The 17505-nt window shown below is 74.7% G+C and carries 18 protein-coding genes; 8 read left to right on the top strand and 10 right to left on the bottom strand.

Annotated elements, in window-relative coordinates:
- Positions 1 to 3: 3 nt before the first annotated feature.
- Genes DMP15_RS08435 through DMP15_RS08425 form a run of 3 tightly spaced genes read right to left on the bottom strand, consistent with a single transcriptional unit; the run spans position 4 to position 2451 of the window.
- Complete coding sequence (locus tag DMP15_RS08435; RefSeq protein WP_337825592.1) at positions 4 to 906, bottom strand: phosphotransferase; 903 nt, start codon at positions 904 to 906, stop codon at positions 4 to 6.
- The gene (locus DMP15_RS08430) at positions 903 to 1505 is read right to left on the bottom strand and encodes a DoxX family membrane protein (RefSeq protein WP_073578437.1); all 603 of its coding nucleotides are present in this window, start codon (positions 1503 to 1505) and stop codon (positions 903 to 905) included. The genes DMP15_RS08435 and DMP15_RS08430 overlap by 4 nt, the downstream gene beginning before the upstream one ends.
- A 25-nt stretch (positions 1506 to 1530) precedes the next feature.
- The gene (locus DMP15_RS08425; protein ID WP_073578438.1) at positions 1531 to 2451 is read right to left on the bottom strand and encodes a 2-hydroxyacid dehydrogenase; all 921 of its coding nucleotides are present in this window, start codon (positions 2449 to 2451) and stop codon (positions 1531 to 1533) included.
- Between the two features lie 55 nt (positions 2452 to 2506).
- On the opposite strand from DMP15_RS08425, the gene DMP15_RS08420 reads away from it, so the two are divergent.
- A complete protein-coding gene (locus DMP15_RS08420) occupies positions 2507 to 3604 on the top strand; it encodes a glucose dehydrogenase (RefSeq protein WP_304580229.1) in 1098 nt (365 codons plus the stop codon).
- A 257-nt stretch (positions 3605 to 3861) separates the two neighbouring features.
- Here DMP15_RS08420 and gatB read toward each other — a convergent pair whose 3' ends face one another.
- The 3 genes from gatB to gatC are packed head-to-tail and all read right to left on the bottom strand — an operon-like array spanning position 3862 to position 7186.
- Positions 3862 to 5367, bottom strand: coding sequence for an Asp-tRNA(Asn)/Glu-tRNA(Gln) amidotransferase subunit GatB (gene gatB / locus DMP15_RS08415; RefSeq protein WP_073578439.1), 1506 nt, complete (start codon positions 5365 to 5367; stop codon positions 3862 to 3864).
- Positions 5364 to 6863 carry an Asp-tRNA(Asn)/Glu-tRNA(Gln) amidotransferase subunit GatA gene (gene gatA, locus DMP15_RS08410; protein WP_073578440.1) on the bottom strand — a complete coding sequence of 500 codons (1500 nt, stop codon included), beginning with the start codon at positions 6861 to 6863 and terminating at the stop codon, positions 5364 to 5366. The genes gatB and gatA overlap by 4 nt, the downstream gene beginning before the upstream one ends.
- A complete protein-coding gene (gene gatC / locus DMP15_RS08405) occupies positions 6860 to 7186 on the bottom strand; it encodes an Asp-tRNA(Asn)/Glu-tRNA(Gln) amidotransferase subunit GatC (RefSeq protein ID WP_020622204.1) in 327 nt (108 codons plus the stop codon). The genes gatA and gatC overlap by 4 nt, the downstream gene beginning before the upstream one ends.
- 338 nt (positions 7187 to 7524) lie before the next feature.
- Here gatC and DMP15_RS08400 point away from each other — a divergent pair, with 338 nt between their 5' ends.
- On the top strand, positions 7525 to 8181 hold the full coding sequence (locus tag DMP15_RS08400) for an amino acid-binding protein (RefSeq protein WP_073578441.1): 657 nt from the start codon (positions 7525 to 7527) through the stop codon (positions 8179 to 8181).
- A 143-nt stretch (positions 8182 to 8324) separates the two neighbouring features.
- Here the strand turns inward: DMP15_RS08400 and DMP15_RS08395 are convergent, their stop codons facing one another.
- A complete protein-coding gene (locus DMP15_RS08395) occupies positions 8325 to 9044 on the bottom strand; it encodes a 3-keto-5-aminohexanoate cleavage protein (protein WP_062397181.1) in 720 nt (239 codons plus the stop codon).
- 239 nt (positions 9045 to 9283) lie between these two features.
- Positions 9284 to 11695, bottom strand: a complete 2412-nt coding sequence (gene ligA / locus DMP15_RS08390; RefSeq protein ID WP_167379132.1) for an NAD-dependent DNA ligase LigA — start codon at positions 11693 to 11695, stop codon at positions 9284 to 9286.
- A gap of 118 nt (positions 11696 to 11813) precedes the next feature.
- Between ligA and DMP15_RS08385 the strand changes: the two genes are divergently transcribed.
- The 6 genes from DMP15_RS08385 to DMP15_RS08360 all read left to right on the top strand — a co-directional run bounded on the left by DMP15_RS08385 (position 11814) and on the right by DMP15_RS08360 (position 16424).
- Positions 11814 to 12197, top strand: a complete 384-nt coding sequence (locus tag DMP15_RS08385) for an ankyrin repeat domain-containing protein (protein WP_253067387.1) — start codon at positions 11814 to 11816, stop codon at positions 12195 to 12197.
- 3 nt (positions 12198 to 12200) lie between these two features.
- Positions 12201 to 12599, top strand: coding sequence for a VOC family protein (locus DMP15_RS08380; RefSeq protein ID WP_073578443.1), 399 nt, complete (start codon positions 12201 to 12203; stop codon positions 12597 to 12599).
- A gap of 9 nt (positions 12600 to 12608) precedes the next feature.
- Positions 12609 to 14240, top strand: a complete 1632-nt coding sequence (locus DMP15_RS08375; RefSeq protein WP_073578444.1) for a peptide chain release factor 3 — start codon at positions 12609 to 12611, stop codon at positions 14238 to 14240.
- 4 nt (positions 14241 to 14244) lie between these two features.
- Positions 14245 to 15129, top strand: coding sequence for a DMT family transporter (locus tag DMP15_RS08370; protein ID WP_073578579.1), 885 nt, complete (start codon positions 14245 to 14247; stop codon positions 15127 to 15129).
- Positions 15130 to 15712: 583 nt separating this feature from the next.
- Positions 15713 to 16111, top strand: coding sequence for a hypothetical protein (locus tag DMP15_RS08365; protein ID WP_073578445.1), 399 nt, complete (start codon positions 15713 to 15715; stop codon positions 16109 to 16111).
- Positions 16104 to 16424, top strand: coding sequence for a transcriptional regulator (locus DMP15_RS08360; protein WP_073578446.1), 321 nt, complete (start codon positions 16104 to 16106; stop codon positions 16422 to 16424). The genes DMP15_RS08365 and DMP15_RS08360 overlap by 8 nt, the downstream gene beginning before the upstream one ends.
- Before the next feature lie 139 nt (positions 16425 to 16563).
- Here DMP15_RS08360 and DMP15_RS08355 read toward each other — a convergent pair whose 3' ends face one another.
- Positions 16564 to 16869, bottom strand: coding sequence for a DUF6506 family protein (locus DMP15_RS08355; RefSeq protein ID WP_073578447.1), 306 nt, complete (start codon positions 16867 to 16869; stop codon positions 16564 to 16566).
- Between the two features lie 95 nt (positions 16870 to 16964).
- On the bottom strand, positions 16965 to 17360 hold the full coding sequence (locus tag DMP15_RS08350; RefSeq protein ID WP_083659162.1) for a VOC family protein: 396 nt from the start codon (positions 17358 to 17360) through the stop codon (positions 16965 to 16967).
- Positions 17361 to 17505: the final 145 nt, after the last annotated feature.

The following is a 17505-nucleotide window of genomic DNA, read 5'->3' as shown; positions in this document are numbered from 1 at the left end:
GGATCAGCCGCGGCGGGCCTCGGCGAGCAGGGCGCCCAGTTCGTCGAGGGCCGCGGCGGCCACCCGGACCATCGAGGTGACCCGGTCGGGGTCCTGGTGGTCGGCGGCGAACGGCAGGTACTGCACGTGCGCCGCCGCCCGCGCCCACGCCGTCTCCACCGCGACCACGGCGGGCGGGTCCGGCGCGCCGAGCGCGCTGTGCAGGGTCTCCCGGTAGACCGCGGGCACCGGCGCCGACGGCGCGTCGGCCGGACCCCCTGCCGGAGGCGCGGCCAGCACCACGACGTCGAGCGACCCCACCGCGACGCGGGCGTTGCCCCAGTCCAGCAGTACCGCACCAGCCGGACCGGCGACGACGTTGCCGCGGTGGGCGTCGCCGTGGCACAGGGTGCGGGGCAGGGCGCGCAGCGCGGTGCGGGCGCGGTCGTCCCCGGCCCAGGCCACGACGGACGCGGCCGCGGTGTCGTGCCCGGCCGCCGTCAGCCGCTCCGCGGCGTGCCCGCACAGCCGCGCCCACCAGGCGTCGTCGACGACCGGGACGCCGCGTGGCCGGTTGCGCCGCCAGTGCGCGTGGACCAGCGCGAGGGTGCGCCACACGTCGTCGGGTACCGGGGCCCCGACCGGCAGCGGCGCGCCGGGCTCGTGGTCGAGCAGCACCCAGCCGTCGCCGGAGCCGAGCATCCGGGGCAGCCGGACGGGCCCGTTCACCACCGCGACCGCACGCAGCGCGGCCGTCTCCACCGCCCCGGTCCGCTTCAGGACGACCGCGGTGCCGTCGTCGAGGTCGATCCGCTCGGCCCCGCCGGAGGCGTACCCGCCGGTCAGCGGCGTGCGTGCCCGCACCGCGAGGTCGCGACGGCGGCGCCGGGCGAGCGGGCGCAGCCAGACGTCGTCGGCAGGGGTCACCGGCGCAGCACGAACAGGACCAGCAGCGCCACCGCGACCGCGACCAGCAGCGACAGCACCGACCACGGCAGCGGGCGTCGCTGGTAGGTACGCCCGGCGTCGAGGGCGATCCGCCCGGCCCCGGCGAACACCAGCGCCGCGGCCCCGGCACCGAGCAGCAGGTCCAGCTCCAAGGAGTTCACGCCGTCCGAGGCGAACAGCGGCACCGACAGGGCCGGCACCAGCGCCACCACCACGGCCACGGCCTTCGACGCGAGCAGACCCGCCGCGGCGAAGGGCGTCAGCAGCCCCAGCACGAGCAGCACGCCGAGGACCAGCTGGCCGACCGCGAGCACCCAGGCCAGCGGGCCGGCGAAGGACGTGAACCCGGCGTCGGCGAGCGCGGTCGCGCTGGCGTCGAGGCCGATCCCGCCCGCGACGCCGAACAGCGTGCGTGCCCCCGCCGCGGCGAAGGACGCCCCGACGACCAGCCGCAGCACGAGCAGCCCGATGTCGGAGGAGAGGTGGGCGGGGACCGGCATGCGCTCCGGGCGGGTCTTCTCCGCCGGTTCGTCGCCGGAGATGTTGCCCCAGTCGTACTGCTGCGTGGGCCCGCTCATGGTCGGCGACAGTACCGGCGCGCGCCTAGTAGGCGCCGGTCACGAGGTTCGGCGGCGCGTCACCGGCGGCGAACGCCGCGAGCTGCTCGGCCGCGACGCCGTAGGCCCGACGCATCGCCAGTGGCACGCTGCCGCCGACGTGCGGGGTGAGCAGCAGCCCGGGCGCCGACCACAGCGGGTGGCCCGCGGGGAGCGGCTCGGGGTCGGTGACGTCGACGGCGGCCCGGATCCGTCCCGAGGTCAGCTCCGCGACCAGCGCGTCGGTGTCCACGACCGGCCCGCGGGCGCCGTTGACGAGCAGCGATCCGTCGGGCATGGCGGCCAGGAAGCCGGCGTCGACCATGCCGCGGGTCTCGTCGGTGAGCGGGACGATCAGCACGGTCGCGTCGTGGTGCGGCAGCAGCGCGGGCAGCTCGTCCCAGCCGTGGACGCCGTCGCGGGCGGTGCGCCCGACCAGCGTGGTCTCCACCTCGAAGGGCTCCAGACGGGCCCGGGTCCTCTGCCCGACATCGCCCGCGCCGACGATGAGGATCTTCTTGCCGGCCAGCTCCTCGGTCTGGTGGTAGTCCCACTCGCCGCGGTCCTGGGCACGCACGAAGCGGTCCAGGTGCCGGTAGACGGCCAGAAGCACCGACACCACCCACTCGGCGGTGGCGCCGCCGTGCGCGCCGCGTCCGTCGGAGAGGCCGACGCCCTCCGGCAGCCGCCCGATCCACGTCTCGGCGCCCGCGGTGAGCAGCTGCACCAGCTCCAGGTTCGGGACCCGCTCGACGATCCCGACGGCGTCGGAGCCCGCCAGGAACGGCGCGACCAGCACGCGGGCGTGGGCGGCCTCGTCGGGCAGCGGCTTCTCCGGGTCGTAGACAACCGGGTCCAGTCCGTCCACACCGGACAGGATCTCGGCGCCGACGGTGTGCGGCACCAGGACGGTCACGGGGCTGCTCATGACGCCCGACCGTACTCACCGGGCACTCACCTCGCGGGGCCTAGCCTGGTTCCTCGTGACCGCCCGGCTGCTGCTGATCGTCGCGACGCTCGTCGTGCTGCTGGGCGGCTGCGCCACCTTCCCCGACGCGGGCTCCCGCGACTGGCGCCCGCAGGCCGAGGGAGAGGGCGAGCTCGGCGGGCCGCCGCAGATGGCGCCGGAGGAGCGGACACCGCCGCCGAGCGGGGCGCCGTCGCCGCAGCAGCAGGGGTCCGCGCCGGCGCCGCAGCCGTGCGTCGACCCGGACCCGCAGGTCGTCGCGTCATGTCTGGGGCCGGTCGGGGCGGTGGCGGTGCTCCCGCAGGGCGACCGCGCACTCGTCGCCGAGCGGCGGACCGGGCGGGTGCTCGAGGTCCGTCGCAACGCCACCCCGCAGCCGGTCGCGACCGTGCCGGTCGACCCGGCCGGCGGGCTGACCGGGCTGGTCCTGTCCCCCGGCTACGCCGAGGACCGCCTGCTCTACGCCCTCTCCGAGGGACGGGTCTGGCGGATCGCACCCGGTGAGGCGCCGAAGCCGGTGCTGGAGGGGTTGCCGCCGGGCGGGGCGCTGGCCGTCGACGCCGACGGCTCCTCGCTGCTCGTCGCCACGCCCGCCGGGGCGGGACCGCTCGCCGGGGCGGTGCTGCGGATCGACACCCTGGGCCGTCCGGCCCCGGGCAACCCCGACCGTGCCTCGCCGGTCCTGGCCCGCGGGCTCACCGCGCCGGGCGGGGTGTGCGTCGACCCCGCGGCACGGACCACCTGGGTCACCGACCGCACCCCGGGCCGCGACGTCCTGCACCGCGTCACGCCGGGCACGCTCGGCGCGCCCGCCTGGACCTGGCCGGACCGCCCGGGCGTCGCCGGGTGCACGGTGCTGCCGGGCGCGGTCGTCGTCGCGCAGAGCACCGGCACAGCGCTGTTCGTGCTCAACCCGGGCGCCGAGGGCACCTTCACCGGCGACCCGAAGCCGGTCCTGGAGGGCACCTACGGCCGGATCGGCCCGGTCACCCTCGCCCCGGACGGCCTGCTGTGGCTGGGGACGGTCAACCGCGACGGCGGCGCCCCCGGCGCCACCGACGACCGGGTCGTACGCATCCAGCCGCCGACCGGCGGCGGCGCCAGCGCCATCTGACACCACCCGGTACCGATCCTGCGTCCACGACGCGGCCGGCCGGCCCCTGCGACCCGACCGGTTCCCGCTCGTGGACCAGGCCGCGTTCGACCGGCCTGCAGACGATGTCGGTGATCGACTGTGCGGACAGCCCGGTGGCCGTGGACAGCCCCGCCCGGGACAGGTCGTGCCGGGCGCGCCGCAGCGCGTCCAGCACGACCGCCTGGTTGACGTCGCCGATCCGGGGCAGGTTCGCGCCCCGGCGGGCCCCGGTCAGGTCAGGCCCCGACCCGCTCGACGATCAGCTCCCGGACCCGCTTGGCGTCGGCCTGGCCCTTCGTCGCCTTCATGACCGCACCGACGATCGCCCCGGCGGCCTGGACCTTGCCGCCGCGGATCTTCTCCGCGACGTCGGGCTGCTCGGCCAGCGCCGCGTCGACGGCGGCGATCAGCGCACCCTCGTCGGAGACGACCTTCAGCCCGCGGGCCGCGACGACCTCGTCCGGGCCGCCCTCGCCGTCGAGCACGCCGTCGACGACCTGGCGGGCGAGCTTGTTGGTCAGCTCCCCCGTGGCGACCAGCTCGACCACCCGGGCGACCTGCTCCGGCGTGATCGCGAGGTCGACGAGCTCGACGGAGCGGGTGTTGGCCTGCTGGGCGAGGTAGGACACCCACCAGGAGCGGGCCTCCTGCGACGGTGCACCCGCCGCGACGGTGGCCTCGACCAGCTCCAGCGCGCCGCCGTTGACCAGGTCGCGGATCTCCTCGTCGGAGATGCCCCACTCGGTCTGGATGCGCTTGCGGCGCTCCCAAGGCAGCTCGGGCAGGGTGCCGCGCAGCTCCTCGACCCACTCGGCCGAGGGCGCGATCGGGACCAGGTCGGGCTCCGGGAAGTACCGGTAGTCCTCCGAGGTCTCCTTGCGCCGCCCGGCGCGGGTGTGGCCGGTGGACTCGTCGAAGTGCCGGGTCTCCTGCACGATCTCGCCGCCCGCGTCCAGCACGCCGGCCTGGCGGCTCATCTCGTGCCGGACCGCGCGCTCGACCGACCGCAGCGAGTTGACGTTCTTCGTCTCGGTGCGGGTGCCCAGCGCGCCGCCCTTCGGCGAGAGCGACAGGTTCACGTCGGCACGCATCGAGCCCTGGTCCATCCGGACGTCGGAGACGCCCAGGGACTGGATCAGGTCGCGCAGCGCGGTGACGTAGGCACGCGCCACCTCCGGGGCGCGGGCGCCGGTGTCCGGGATCATCTTCGTGACGATCTCGATCAGCGGGACGCCGGCGCGGTTGTAGTCGAGCAGCGAGTGGTCCGCGCCGTGGATGCGGCCGTCGGCACCGCCCACGTGCAGCGACTTGCCGGTGTCCTCCTCCATGTGCGCGCGCTCGATGCCGATCCGGACGACCTCGCCGTCGTCGAGGGTCAGGTCCAGGAACCCGTCGACGGCGATCGGCTCGTCGTACTGGGAGGTCTGGAAGTTCTTCGGCATGTCCGGGTAGAAGTAGTTCTTCCGGGCGAACCGGCCCCACGGCGCGATCGAGCAGTTCAGCGCCAGGCCGATCCGGATCGCCGACTCCACCGCGGCCCGGTTGACCACCGGCAGCGCGCCGGGCAGGCCCAGGCAGACCGGGCAGACCTGGGTGTTCGGCTCGGCGCCGAACTCCGTCGGGCAGCCGCAGAACATCTTGGTGTTCGTCGACAGCTCGACGTGCACCTCGATGCCCAGGACCGGGTCGAAGCGGGCGACGACGTCGTCGAACTCCACGAGCTCGGGTTCGGTGGTGGTCACCGGGTCACCTCCGGAACACGCGCGATCAGCGGACCGCCCTCGTCGGCGTCGCGGGCGGCCTCGAACGCCGCCCCGACGCGGTACATGACGGCCTCGCCGAGCGCGGGCGCCATGATCTGCAGACCGGTCGGGAGCCCCTCGGAGATCCCGTTGGGCACCGACATGCCCGCCACACCGGCCAGGTTGGTCGGGATGGTGGCCAGGTCGTTCAGGTACATGGCCAGCGGGTCGTCGACCTTGTCCCCGATCGGGAACGGCACGGTCGGCGCGGTCGGCGACACGAGCACGTCGGCCTGGGCGAACGCCGCGTCGAAGTCCCGGCTGATCAGCGTGCGGACCTTCTGCGCCTGCCCGTAGTAGGCGTCGTAGTAGCCGCTGGACAGCGCGTAGGTGCCGAGCATGATCCGCCGCTTGACCTCGGGCCCGAAGCCCTGCTCGCGGGTGTTGGCCATGACCTCCTCCGCGGAGCGGCCCTCGGCCGCGCGCAGGCCGTAGCGCATGGCGTCGAACCGTGCGAGGTTCGACGACACCTCGCTCGGCAGGATCAGGTAGTACGCGGCCATGCCGTACTCGAAGTGCGGGCACCCGACCTCGACGATCTCGGCGCCCAACTTCTCCAGGCTGCGCAGCGACGCGTCGAACGCCGACCGGACGCCGGGCTGGTAGCCCTCGCCCCCCAGCTCGCGCACGACGCCGACCTTCAGCCCCGACAGGTCACCGGTCGCACCCTGGCGCGCGGCCTCGACCACGGCCGGGACCGGCCGGTCGATCGAGGTCGAGTCGCGCGGGTCGTGGCCGCCGATGACCTCGTGCAGCAGCGCCGCGTCCAGCACGGTACGCGCGCACGGCCCGCCCTGGTCCAGCGACGACGCGCAGGCGACCAGCCCGTAGCGGGAGACCTGGCCGTAGGTGGGCTTGACGCCGACGGTGCCGGTGAACGCGGCGGGCTGACGGATCGAGCCACCGGTGTCGGTACCGATCGCCAGCGGCGCCTCGAACGCGGCCAGCGCGGCCGCCGAGCCGCCGCCGGAGCCGCCCGGCACCCGGGAGGTGTCCCACGGGTTGCGGGTGACGCCGTACGCGGAGTGCTCGGTGGACGAGCCCATCGCGAACTCGTCCATGTTGGTCTTGCCCAGGATCGTGATCCCGGCGGCGCGCAGGCGCGCGGTGACCGTCGCGTCGTAGGGCGGCTGCCAGCCCTCGAGGATCCGCGAGCCGCAGGTGGTGGGCATGTCGGAGGTGGTGAACACGTCCTTCAGCGCCAGCGGCACCCCGGCCAGCGGGGACTCCGGCGCCTCGCCCGCGGCGATCCGCTCGTCGACCAGCGCGGCGCCGGCCAGCGCGGACTCGGCTCCGACGTGCAGGAACGCGTGCACCTCGCCGTCGACGGCGGCGATCCGGTCGAGGTGGGCCTGCGCGGCCTCCACGGCGGAGACCTCACGGGAGTGGATCTTCTCGGCGAGCTCGGCGGCGGTCAGCCGGATCAGGTCGCTCACTGCTCCTCCCCCAGGATCCGCGGGACGCGGAAGCGCCCGTCCTCGGCGGCCGGGGCGCCGGCGAGCGCCTGCTCCTGGCTCAGGCCGGGGCGGCGCTCGTCCGGGCGGAAGACGTTCTCCAGCGGGACGGCGTGCGAGGTCGGCGGGATGTCGTCGGCGGCGACCTCCCCGACCCGGGCCACCGACCCGATGATGACGTCGAGCTGGGACGCGAAGGTGTCCAGCTCGGAGTCGGTGACGGCCAGGCGGGCCAGCCGGGCGAGGTGTGCGACCTCGTCCCGGGTGATGACCCCACCCGTCCGCTCCGCGGAATCGGCGGTCATGCCCCTCCTCGAGATGGTGTCCGATGATGACGACGGCGGGTGGACGGTCGTGGCGGTGCCGTGGCAGCGGCGACGACGGTGCGACCGCCGGTCCGGCTGCCGACACGACCCGGTCGCTCCCGCGCGCGCCGGTCTACCCACCGAGTCTATTCCCGCCGGTCCACCGGCCGATCGCCCCCCGGTGACCGGGCGCGCACACCCCGCTGCGGGTGGCGGGTGACCGAGGGCCCCGTGGGTGGCAGGATCATCGTTCCCGCCCGGAACCGCTCCCCGCCGCTCCGGTGCGGTGCATGCGCGTGCCGACGAGGCGCCCGCTGTCGAGGGAGAGGATCCACTCCGTGTCGTTCCTGCTCCGGGTCGTCCTCCCGGACAAGCCCGGCAATCTCGGCGCCGTCGCGTCCGCACTCGGCGGGGCCGGGGCGGACATCCTGAGCGTGGACGTCGTGGAGCGTGGCGACGGCCAGGCGGTCGACGACATCGCCGTCGAGCTGCCGACCAACCGGCCGCCGGACGTGCTCATCACCGCTGCCGAGTCGGTGCCCGGGGTGTCGGTGGAGTCGGTGCGCCCGCACACCGGGCAGCTGGACACCCACCGCGAGCTGGAGCTGCTCGACGAGATCGCCGGCGACCACGCGCACGGGCTCGACCTGCTCGCCGCCGAGGTACCGAGACTGTTCCGCGCAGGGTGGGCGCTCGTCGCGGTCAGCGAGCACGGCCGCTCCTACCGGATCGCGGAGAGCTCCGCGGCGCCCGAGACCCGGTCCGGGGACCTGCCCTGGCTGCCGCTGGACCGGGCGATCGCCCTCGACGAGAGCCACTGGGTGCCCGAGCCCTGGCGGGCGATGGACACCGAACTGGCCGCCGCGCCGTTCGGGACCGGGGTACCACCGAAGACGCTGGTGGTCGGGCGGCCGGGTGGGCCGGTGTTCCGGCCGTCGGAGCTGGCGCGGCTGGCGCACCTGGCCGGGATCGTCGCGACGGTCCTGAAGGCCTGACCCGCCGCGCCACCGCACCCCTCCGCAGGCCCCGGGCCCGGGGGCCTGCTCCCAGGGGAACTTTCGTAGCGCTCTAAGCCACGAGAGTTCCCCTGGGAGCAGCGCCGGGAGTGGACGAGCGGCCGGGGCGACGGCGCGGCGGGTCAGACCCGGATCGACAGGGCGGTGCGGACGAGGTCGTCGTTGCCGGTCGCGAGCCAGCCGTCGGGACGCACCAGGACGTCCTCGAAGCCGATCCGGGTGTCGATGTTGACCCGGGTCGCGTACTCCAGCACCGGCCAGGCGCCCTCCTCCTCGCCGTGCAGCAGCACGGGGACGGGGGGCTGACCGAGGGCGCGCAGGATCCGGATGCCCTCGGCGACGGCGGTCTCGGGGTCGATCACCGTCGACTCCGCGATCACCCGCCGGGTCCCCGGGGGCAGCCCGTTCTGGCGGAGGGTGACGGCGTCGCCGCTGGTCCAGACGCCGAGCTCGACGGCGATGCCGACCGACCACGCGGCGTGGCAGACCTCGGTCCAGCCGAGCTCGTGCACGTTGACGCCGCACACGTCGGGCTTGCCGGAGCCGAGCCGGCCCCAGGACAGGACGGTCTCGACACGGTCCTTCGGGTCGGGCTGGATCCAGCGCCCGGTCGGGACGCCGATCTCGATGCCCGGGGCCTCCTGGCGGATCAGCGACACGACGTCGCCGACCACGGCGGGTTCGATCGACTCGGCACCGCTGTCGTCGCGCGGGTGCACGTGCACCGAGGTGACGCCGAGCCGGGCGACGGCCCGGGCGTCGCGAGCGAGGTGGCGGGCCAGGGTCGGCAGCGCCGGGTGCGCGTCCGCCGGTCGTGAGCCGTTGAGCGCCGCCTGCAACACCGTGTGTTCCCCGATCCGAGTGGTCGTCCTCCGGCCGGGAGGACCCCGCCGTGCGACCGAGAGTAGGCGGTGATCGACCGCGGCCCGCGGCCGGGCGCGGGCGCGGGCGGGGGACGTCGACGTCCGGCTACCGGGCCGCGCCGGACGTCGAACACGCCCGGTGAGCAGTCGCTCACCGTCGGCGTGGCGCACGCCGTGTCGCCGGACGGGACGGGCCGGCCGGGTGCCCGGGCCGGCGGTCAGGCGTCGGCGGCCTGCTCGCGGGCCGCGTCGGGACCGCGGTCGAGCAGGACCGAGAACCCGGCCTCGTCCAGCACCGGCACCCCGAGCTCGACGGCCTTCTCGTACTTCGAGCCGGGTGCCTCCCCCGCCACGACGAACGCCGTCTTCTTCGACACCGACCCGGCCGCGCGCCCGCCGCGGGCCATGATCGCCTCCTTGGCCTCGTCGCGGGACCAGTTCTCCATCGAGCCGGTGATCACGATCGAGAGGCCCTCTAGGAAGTGGGGCACCGAGTCGTCGACCTCGTCCTCCATCGCGACGCCCGCCGCCCGCCACTTCTGCACCACCTCGCGGTGCCAGTCGACGGAGAACCAGTCCCGCACCGCCGCCGCGATGGTCGGGCCCACGCCGTCGACCCCGGCGATCGGGGCGAGCGCCTCGGCCACGGCCTTCGCCCGGGCGCGCGCGGCCGCCCGCTCCTGCTTCGCGGCCTCGGCGTCCGCGGCGTCCGCCTCGTCGGCGTTCTCGTCGGCGTTCTCCGCGCCGTCCACACCCTCGGCGCCGTCCACGGCCTGCGGGGAGTCCGCCGCCCCGGCCGCGGCCTCCGCCTCCGCGGTCTCGACGTCGCCGGCCGCCTCGGCGGCGGCACCCTCGGCCGTCGGCGCCGCGGCCTCGGCCGCGGCGTCGTCCTCCCCCGCCGTCCCGTCGGAGACGATCGCGACCCCGGCCGCCTCGGTGTCCGCCTTCGCCTGCGCCGCGGCGCGTTCCAGGGCCTCCATCGAGCCGAACTCACGGCCCAGCGCCTGCGCGGCGGTCGGCCCGACGTGGCGGATCGACAGTCCCACCAGCACCCGCCACAGCGGCCGGTCCTTCGCCGCCTCCAGGTTCGTGAGCAGCTTGCGGCCGTTGACCGTCAGCTCGCCCTTCTGGTTGCGGAACAGCTCGGTCCGCAGCAGGTCGTCCTCGGTCAGGGCGAACACGTCACCCTCGTCGGTCAGCACGCCCGACGTCAGCAGCGCCACCGCGGCCTCGTAGCCGAGTCCCTCGATGTCGAACGCGCCGCGGCCCGCGACGTGGAACAGCCGCTCCCGCAGCTGTGCCGGGCAGGAGCGGGCGTTCGGACAGCGCCGGTCGACGTCGCCCGCCTTCTGCTGCACGAGCGCGGTGCCGCACTCGGGGCAGTGCGTCGGCATCACGAACTCGCGCTCGGAACCGTCGCGCACGTCGGTGACCGGGCCCAGCACCTCGGGGATGACGTCGCCCGCCTTGCGGATGACCACCCGGTCGCCGATCAGCACGCCCTTGCGGCGTACCTCGTCGGCGTTGTGCAGGGTCGCCATCTCGACCGTGGACCCGGCGACCTTCACCGGCTCCATCACCGCGAACGGGGTGACCCGGCCGGTGCGCCCGACGTTGACCCGGATGTCGAGCAGCCGCGTGGTGGCCTGCTCCGGTGGGTACTTGTAGGCGATCGCCCAGCGCGGGAACCGGGAGGTCGCACCGAGTCTGCGCTGCAGCGCCACCTCGTCGACCTTCACCACGACGCCGTCGATCTCGTGCTCGACGTCGTGCCGGTGCTCGCCCCAGTGCTCGACGTACTCGATCACCTTCTCGATGCCCCGCAGCACGGTCGTGCGCGGAGAGATCGGCAGGCCCCAGGCGACCAGCGCGTCGTAGGCGTGGGACTGGGTGTCGGGGGTGAACCCCTCCCGCTTGCCGAGGCCGTGGCAGATCAGCCGCAGGTTGCGCGAGCCGGTGACCCGGGGGTCCTTCTGCCGCAGCGAGCCGGCCGCGGTGTTGCGGGGGTTCGCGAACGGCTCCTTGCCCGCCTCGACCAGCGAGGCGTTGAGCCGCTCAAAGTCCTCCAGCCGGAAGTAGACCTCGCCCCGGACCTCGACGAGTCCCGGCACCGGGAACTCGTCGGTGGCGGTGAGCTGCTCGGGCACCTCGGCGAGGGTGCGCATGTTGAGCGTGATGTCCTCGCCGGTGCGCCCGTCACCGCGGGTCAGCGCGCGGGTGAGCCGCCCGTCGGTGTAGAGCAGGTTCACCGCCAGTCCGTCGATCTTGAGCTCGCACAGGTAGTGCAGGTCCTCGCCGACCTCCTTCGTCACCCGCTCCTGCCAGGTGCGCAGGTCGTCGGGCGAGAAGGCGTTGTCCAGCGACAGCATCCGCTCGAGATGGTCGTGGGCGGTGAAGTCGGTGGAGAACGTGCCGCCGACGCGCTGGCTCGGCGAGTCCGGCGTGACCAGCTCGGGGTGCGCCTCCTCCAGCGCGAGCAGCTCGTGCCACAGTTCGTCGAACTGGCCGTCGGAGACGACCGGCGCGTCCAGCACGTAGTACCGGAACTGGTGGTCGGCCACCTCGGCCGCCAGCTGCGCGTGGCGCTCGCGGGCCTGCGGGGCGTCGGACTGGGAGCTCACGACGCGCAGGTTAGCGGCGACCCCCGACAGCCACCCGTCGCCGAGGGTTCCCGGACGGGTGGCGGGCCGGGTCCGGTACCGCGGTCGCCGCCCGGCGGGGTGGCCGCGGCACCCCTACCGTGGCGGGGTGGACCAGGCCGCCGTGGAACTCGCGCACCGGATGTTCGACCTGGCCCGCGAGGGTGCGGCGGAGCAGCTGGCCGCCTACCTCGACGCAGGCGTCCCGGTCGGGCTGACCGACCCCAAGGGCGACACCCTGCTGATCCTCGCCGCCTACTACGGCCACGACGCGGTCGTCGCCGACCTGCTGGCCCGCGGCGCGACGCCGGACCACACCAACGACCGCGGCCAGACCGCGCTCGCCGCCGCGCTGTTCGCCCGGTCGGCGCCGTCGGTGACCGCGCTGCTCGCCGCGGGCGCCGACCCGCACCACGGCAGCCCGTCGGCGTGGGCGACCGTCGAGCACTTCGACCTGCCCGACATGCGGGCGCTGCTGGAAGCGGGGGCCTGAGCCGTGCTGCGGCTGGGGTTCCCGGTCGTCGGCGTCGCCGATCTCGACCGGGCCGCCGCGTTCTGGGCCGCCGCGCTGCACCTGCAGGTCTCCGAGGAGTGGGCGAGCCCCTCCTGGCGCACCCTGACCGGCCCCGGCGGCGGCCGGGTACTCGGCCTGATGCACAGTGCCTCCCCACCCGAGCCCAGGCCCCGCCTGCACCTGGACCTCCTGGTCGACACCACCGACGAGCAGGAGGCCGAGGTCGCGCGGCTCGGATCGCTGGGGGCGACCCTGCCCGACTGGGACGGCTACCCCGCCGAGCCCGACTTCGTCGTCCTCGCCGACCCCGACGGCAACGTGTTCTGCGTGGTCGACCTGAGCCGGGCGCCGTCCTCGGAGGCTGTCGGTGGCGGCGCCTAGAATGCGGGTGTGAGCACCACCGAGAGCGACGCCCGGCAGCCCGGATCCGCCACCGACGCACGCGTCGTCGGCGAGACCGCCCGCCGGCGCACGTTCGCGGTGATCTCCCACCCCGACGCGGGCAAGTCGACCCTGACCGAGGCGCTGGCGCTGCACGCCGAGGTCATCGACTCCGCGGGTGCGGTGCACGGCAAGTCCGGCCGCAAGGGCGTCACCTCGGACTGGATGGAGATGGAGCGCGCCCGCGGCATCTCGGTGTCCTCGGCGGTGCTGCAGTTCGCCTACCGCGACTGTGTGATCAACCTGCTCGACACCCCCGGCCACGGCGACTTCTCCGAGGACACCTACCGGGTGCTCGCCGCCGTCGACGCCGCGGTGATGCTGCTCGACGCCGCGAAGGGCCTCGAGCCGCAGACCCTCAAGCTCTTCGACGTCTGCCGCTCGCGCGGTGTCCCGATCGTCACCTTCGTCAACAAGTGGGACCGGCCCGGCCGCGAGGCCCTGGAGCTGCTCGACGAGGTCGAGCAGACCATCGGCCTGCGCCCGATGCCGCTGACCTGGCCGCTGGGCATCGCAGGGCAGTTCAAGGGGCTCATCGAGCGCACCACCGGCGAGTACACCGCGTTCACCCGCGCCGCGGGCGGCGCGACCAAGGCCACCGCGCACGTCGTCGACGCCGAGACGATCGCCGCGCAGGAGCCGGAGTACTGGCAGAACGCGCAGGACGAGCTGGGCCTGCTCGACGAGATCGGCGCCGGGTTCGACGAGGAGGGCTTCCGCTCCGGCAAGGCCACCCCGGTGCTGTTCGGGTCGGCGCTGTCGAATATCGGCGTCGCCCGGCTGCTCGACTCGCTGGTCGACCTGGCCCCGCCGCCCGCCCCCCGCCCGGACGTGAAGGGCGACGACCGCCCGCTCGAGGCGCCCACCTCCGGACTGATCTTCAAGGTCCAGGCCGGCATGGACAAGGCGCACCGCGACCGGATGGCGTTCCTGCGGATCTGCTCGGGCCGGTTCGAGCGCGGCATGGTGCTCACCCACGCCGCGACCGGCAAGCCGTTCGCCACCAAGTACGCGCAGTCGGTGTTCGGCGCCGAGCGCAAGACCGTCGAGGAGGCCTTCCCCGGCGACATCGTCGGCCTGGTCAACGCCACCGCCCTGCGCCCCGGCGACACCCTCTACGCCGCCGACCCGGTCGAGTTCCCGTCGATCCCGGCGTTCGCCCCGGAGCACTTCGCGGTGATCCGTGCGAAGGACGCAGGCAAGTACAAGCAGTTCCGCAAGGGGATCGAGCAGCTCGGCAACGAGGCGGTCATCCAGATCCTGCGCTCGGACCTGCGCGGCGACCAGGCGCCGGTGCTCGCCGCGGTCGGGCCGCTGCAGTTCGACGTCGTCACCACGCGGCTGGAGACCGAGTTCAACGCCCCGGTCACCCTCGACCGGCTGCCGTACCAGATCGCGCGCCTGGTCGACCCCGAGGCGGTCGAGGCGCTGGCCGGGCAGTCCGAGTGCGAGGTCCTGCGACGCGCCTCGGACGGCGAGCACCTCGCGCTGTTCACCAACAAGTGGCGGATGGACATCATCCAGCGCAAGTTCCCCGACATGCGGTTCGAGGCCATGCCCGCCGGGTCGTCGATCTCCTGATCCGCTGAGCACCGTCGCCGCGGTCGGGGCCGCGCTGCTCGCGGCGCTGCTGTTCGCGCTCGCCGCCGTCGCCCAGCAGACCTCGGCGGCGGCGGACCCGCACGACCGCGGCACGGCGATGCTCGCCCGGCTGGTCCGCGACCCACGTTGGCTCGCCGGCTCGCTGGGTGACACGGTGGCGTTCGCGATGCAGGCCGTTGCGCTCGGGTTCGGGTCGCTGCTGCTGGTGCAGCCGCTCATCGTGACCCAGCTGGTGTTCGCGCTGCCGCTGGCCGCGTGGTGGGCCGGGCGGCGCCCGTCGCGCCGGGAGCTGGTCTGGGCCGCGGTGCTGGTGGTGGCGCTGGTGCTGTTCGTGACCGTCGGCGAGCCGACCGCCGGGGTCGACCGGGCGGGCCTCGCGGCCTGGGCGCCGACCGGGTCGGTGCTGCTCGTGCTGTTCGTCGCGTGCCTCGTCGCGGCCCGGAGCGCGACCGGTACCGCCCGGGCGCTGTTGCTCGCCGCGGCGACCGGGATCGCCTACGGCGTCGTCGCCGCGCTCACCCTCGGCGTGGTCGACACGCTGTCCGACGGGCTCGTCGCGCTGCTGACGTCGTGGGAGACCTGGGCGCTCGCGGTCGCCGTCGTCGGGGGCACGCTGCTGCAGCAGACCGCGTTCCAGGCCGGCGCGCTCGGGGCCTCGCTGCCGGCGGTGGTCGTCGGGGAACCGGTGGTCGCGGCGGTCGTCGGGGTGACCGTGCTCGACGAGCGGCTGGCCACCGGCGGGGCGGGGTGGCTGCTCGTCGCGGTGCTGGTGGTCGTGCTCGTGGTGGCGACGGTCGCGCTGGCGCGGGCGAGCGCGGGATCCGGGGAGCGGTCAGGGGTCCTCGACACCGGCGAGCAGGCGTCGTAGCAACCCGTCGAGGAGAGTGCGGTCGTCCGGGCCGAGCGGGCCGAGGATCCGCCGCTCGTCGTCGACGTGGTCGGCGACGGCCCGGTCGACGAGCTCGCGGCCGGGGTCGGTGAGGCGGGCCAGGATGCTGCCGAGGTTCTCCGGGTCGAGGCTGCGCGTGGTCGAGCCGGTGGGTCGTCGCGGCCGGGGACAGCATGAGCGCGCGGCTGAGGCCGGCGAGCACGCGTCGCGGACTCGCGGACCGGCGGAAGACGATCTACCGCCGGGCCTGTGATGGACCGGGCAGCCGAGGACATCCGCCTGGCCACCACCGACCCGTCGGTCACGTACCGGCGATCGCGGCGACACACCTCCGAGGCACGGCAGGGTGCGCGACCCGGGCCACCTGCGCGCAGCCTCCCGCCGCGCCATCGCCCACCACACCGCCGGAGGACCCGAACCATCTCGCATCGGAACTACTTGCCTGAGCGGCAACTAGCTGGCACGCTCGACCCCGACGACACCGATGGGGGCTCGGATGGACACTCCGGACGCACGACGAGCGACCGAGGCGCTTCAGGAGATCGAGGCGGCACGACGGGCCGTGGACGCCGCAGACCGGCGCTCTCGGCCCGCGGTCCTGATCGCCACCGCCGCGCTCACCGTCCTCGACTTCGCTGCGAAGGACCACCTGCCGCGACGCGGTCAGCGGGTCGTCACCGCGGTCGCCCTCGCCGGCGTGCTCGGCGTCTCACTCGCCGACGTGCGTTCCACTCCGGTCGTCGTCTATGCGGCCGCTGACGGACCCGCCCCGGGCAGGGCCGCGGCGTTGTTCGGAGCCTCCATCGGCTGGTTCGCGGCCGAGCGGGTGGCCGTCGCCCTCCTACGACGCAGCCGGCTGCGCCGCCCGAACACCGCCGCCGGGATCCTCCTCGGCGTGTCACGCCCGCTCGGGAGCGTCCTCGTCACCCGGATCCTGCCACGCGCCGGTCGCGATGTCTGAGGACTCTCCCGACACCCGACTGGTCCCGCTGCTCCTGGACCCGACCCGCCTGCGTGTGGTCGCGACACTCCTCGCCGCAGGCGAGGTCGAGTTCGCGTTCGTCCGCGACAGGGTCGGACTGAGCGACTCCGCGCTGTCGAAGCAGGTCAAGGCCCTGTCCGACGCCGGCGTGGTGACCTCGCGGCGGGAGCCGCACGGGCCCGCGCGCCGGACGTGGCTGCGGCTCAGCCCGGACGGGCGACGGCAGGTCGAGGTCCACGTCGGCGCGTTGCGCGACATCGCCGGTGGCGCCGACGGGTCCGGATCCGGGTGACGCGCCGCGCCGGGGAGAAGGAACCGCGACCGTCGGCCGGTGGGACACGGCCCCCGCTCCGGGCGACACCCGACGGCGTCGGGCGTCGACGCTTCTGCACCGCGAGGGGAGCAGGGTCTCCCGCTCCCCGCGCTGCGACTCATCGGGGCCGGCCCGTGACGGAACCGGCGGCGGTCGCGTAGGCGGCGGCCGGGATCTGGTCGGCGCCGAACACGACGTGCCCGACGGCGGCGACGTCGCCGCTCCCGAAGCCGCCGCACAGCTCGACCAGGGTGACCCGCTCGTCGCGGACCAGGCCGGCGGCGACGGCGGGCGCGTCCGCGGTCGACGCGACGGCGACGACCATCGAGCACTGCCCACCGGACTCGAGCACGAGGCAATCACGGTCGGGGTCGGCGCCGGGGTGCTCGACCAGGTAGGCCCAGCGGGCCGGTTCGGTGGTCATGGACCCATCGTCGGAACTGAACCCCGCTCCGGGTCAAGCCCGGTCCGGGCACACCCGGCCCCGCCGCGGGCCGCGCTGCGGTCCGGCCGGCCAGGTCAGGAGGCCAGGACGAAGAACTCCAGCGCGTTGCCGTCGGGGTCCTTGAACGACAGCGCCAGGCCGTAGTCGGCCTCGACGATCCCGTCGTGGGCGATCCCGACCGAGTCCAGGTGGTCGCGCCACAGCTCGATCTCCGCCCGGTCCGCGACGCCGAACCCGACGTGGTCCATGCCCGGCCGGTCCGGGGCGAACGCGTCACCGGTGTCGACGGAGTCGTGCCGGGTCAGGCCCAGCAGCTGGCCCGAGGGCAGCGCGAACACGCGGCGGTGGAACGGCCCGTCGGACAACGTCATCGCCGGCTCGGAGCCGATCAGCTTCGAGTACCAGGCCTCGCTGACCTCCAGGTCGGTGACCGAGAGGGCGAGGTGGTGGATGGCGGGGAACTCGGGCACGGGACGACCTCCGGATCGCATAGCGGGACGTGCATGTCCTGGGTTCCCGTTCCACCCGATGATCAATCGTGCACGACCGTTCTGCGGGCCGCGCCCCACCAGCTACCGAACCGACGCGGCGCGCCCGCCACCCGACGCGGCGGGG

The organism is Pseudonocardia sp. UM4_GMWB1 (assembly GCF_017312155.1).
Taxonomy (GTDB): Bacteria; Actinomycetota; Actinomycetes; order Mycobacteriales; family Pseudonocardiaceae; genus Pseudonocardia; species Pseudonocardia alni.
The sequence above is the reverse complement of the archived record's forward strand: the minus strand, read 5'-3'. Positions and strand labels throughout refer to the sequence as shown.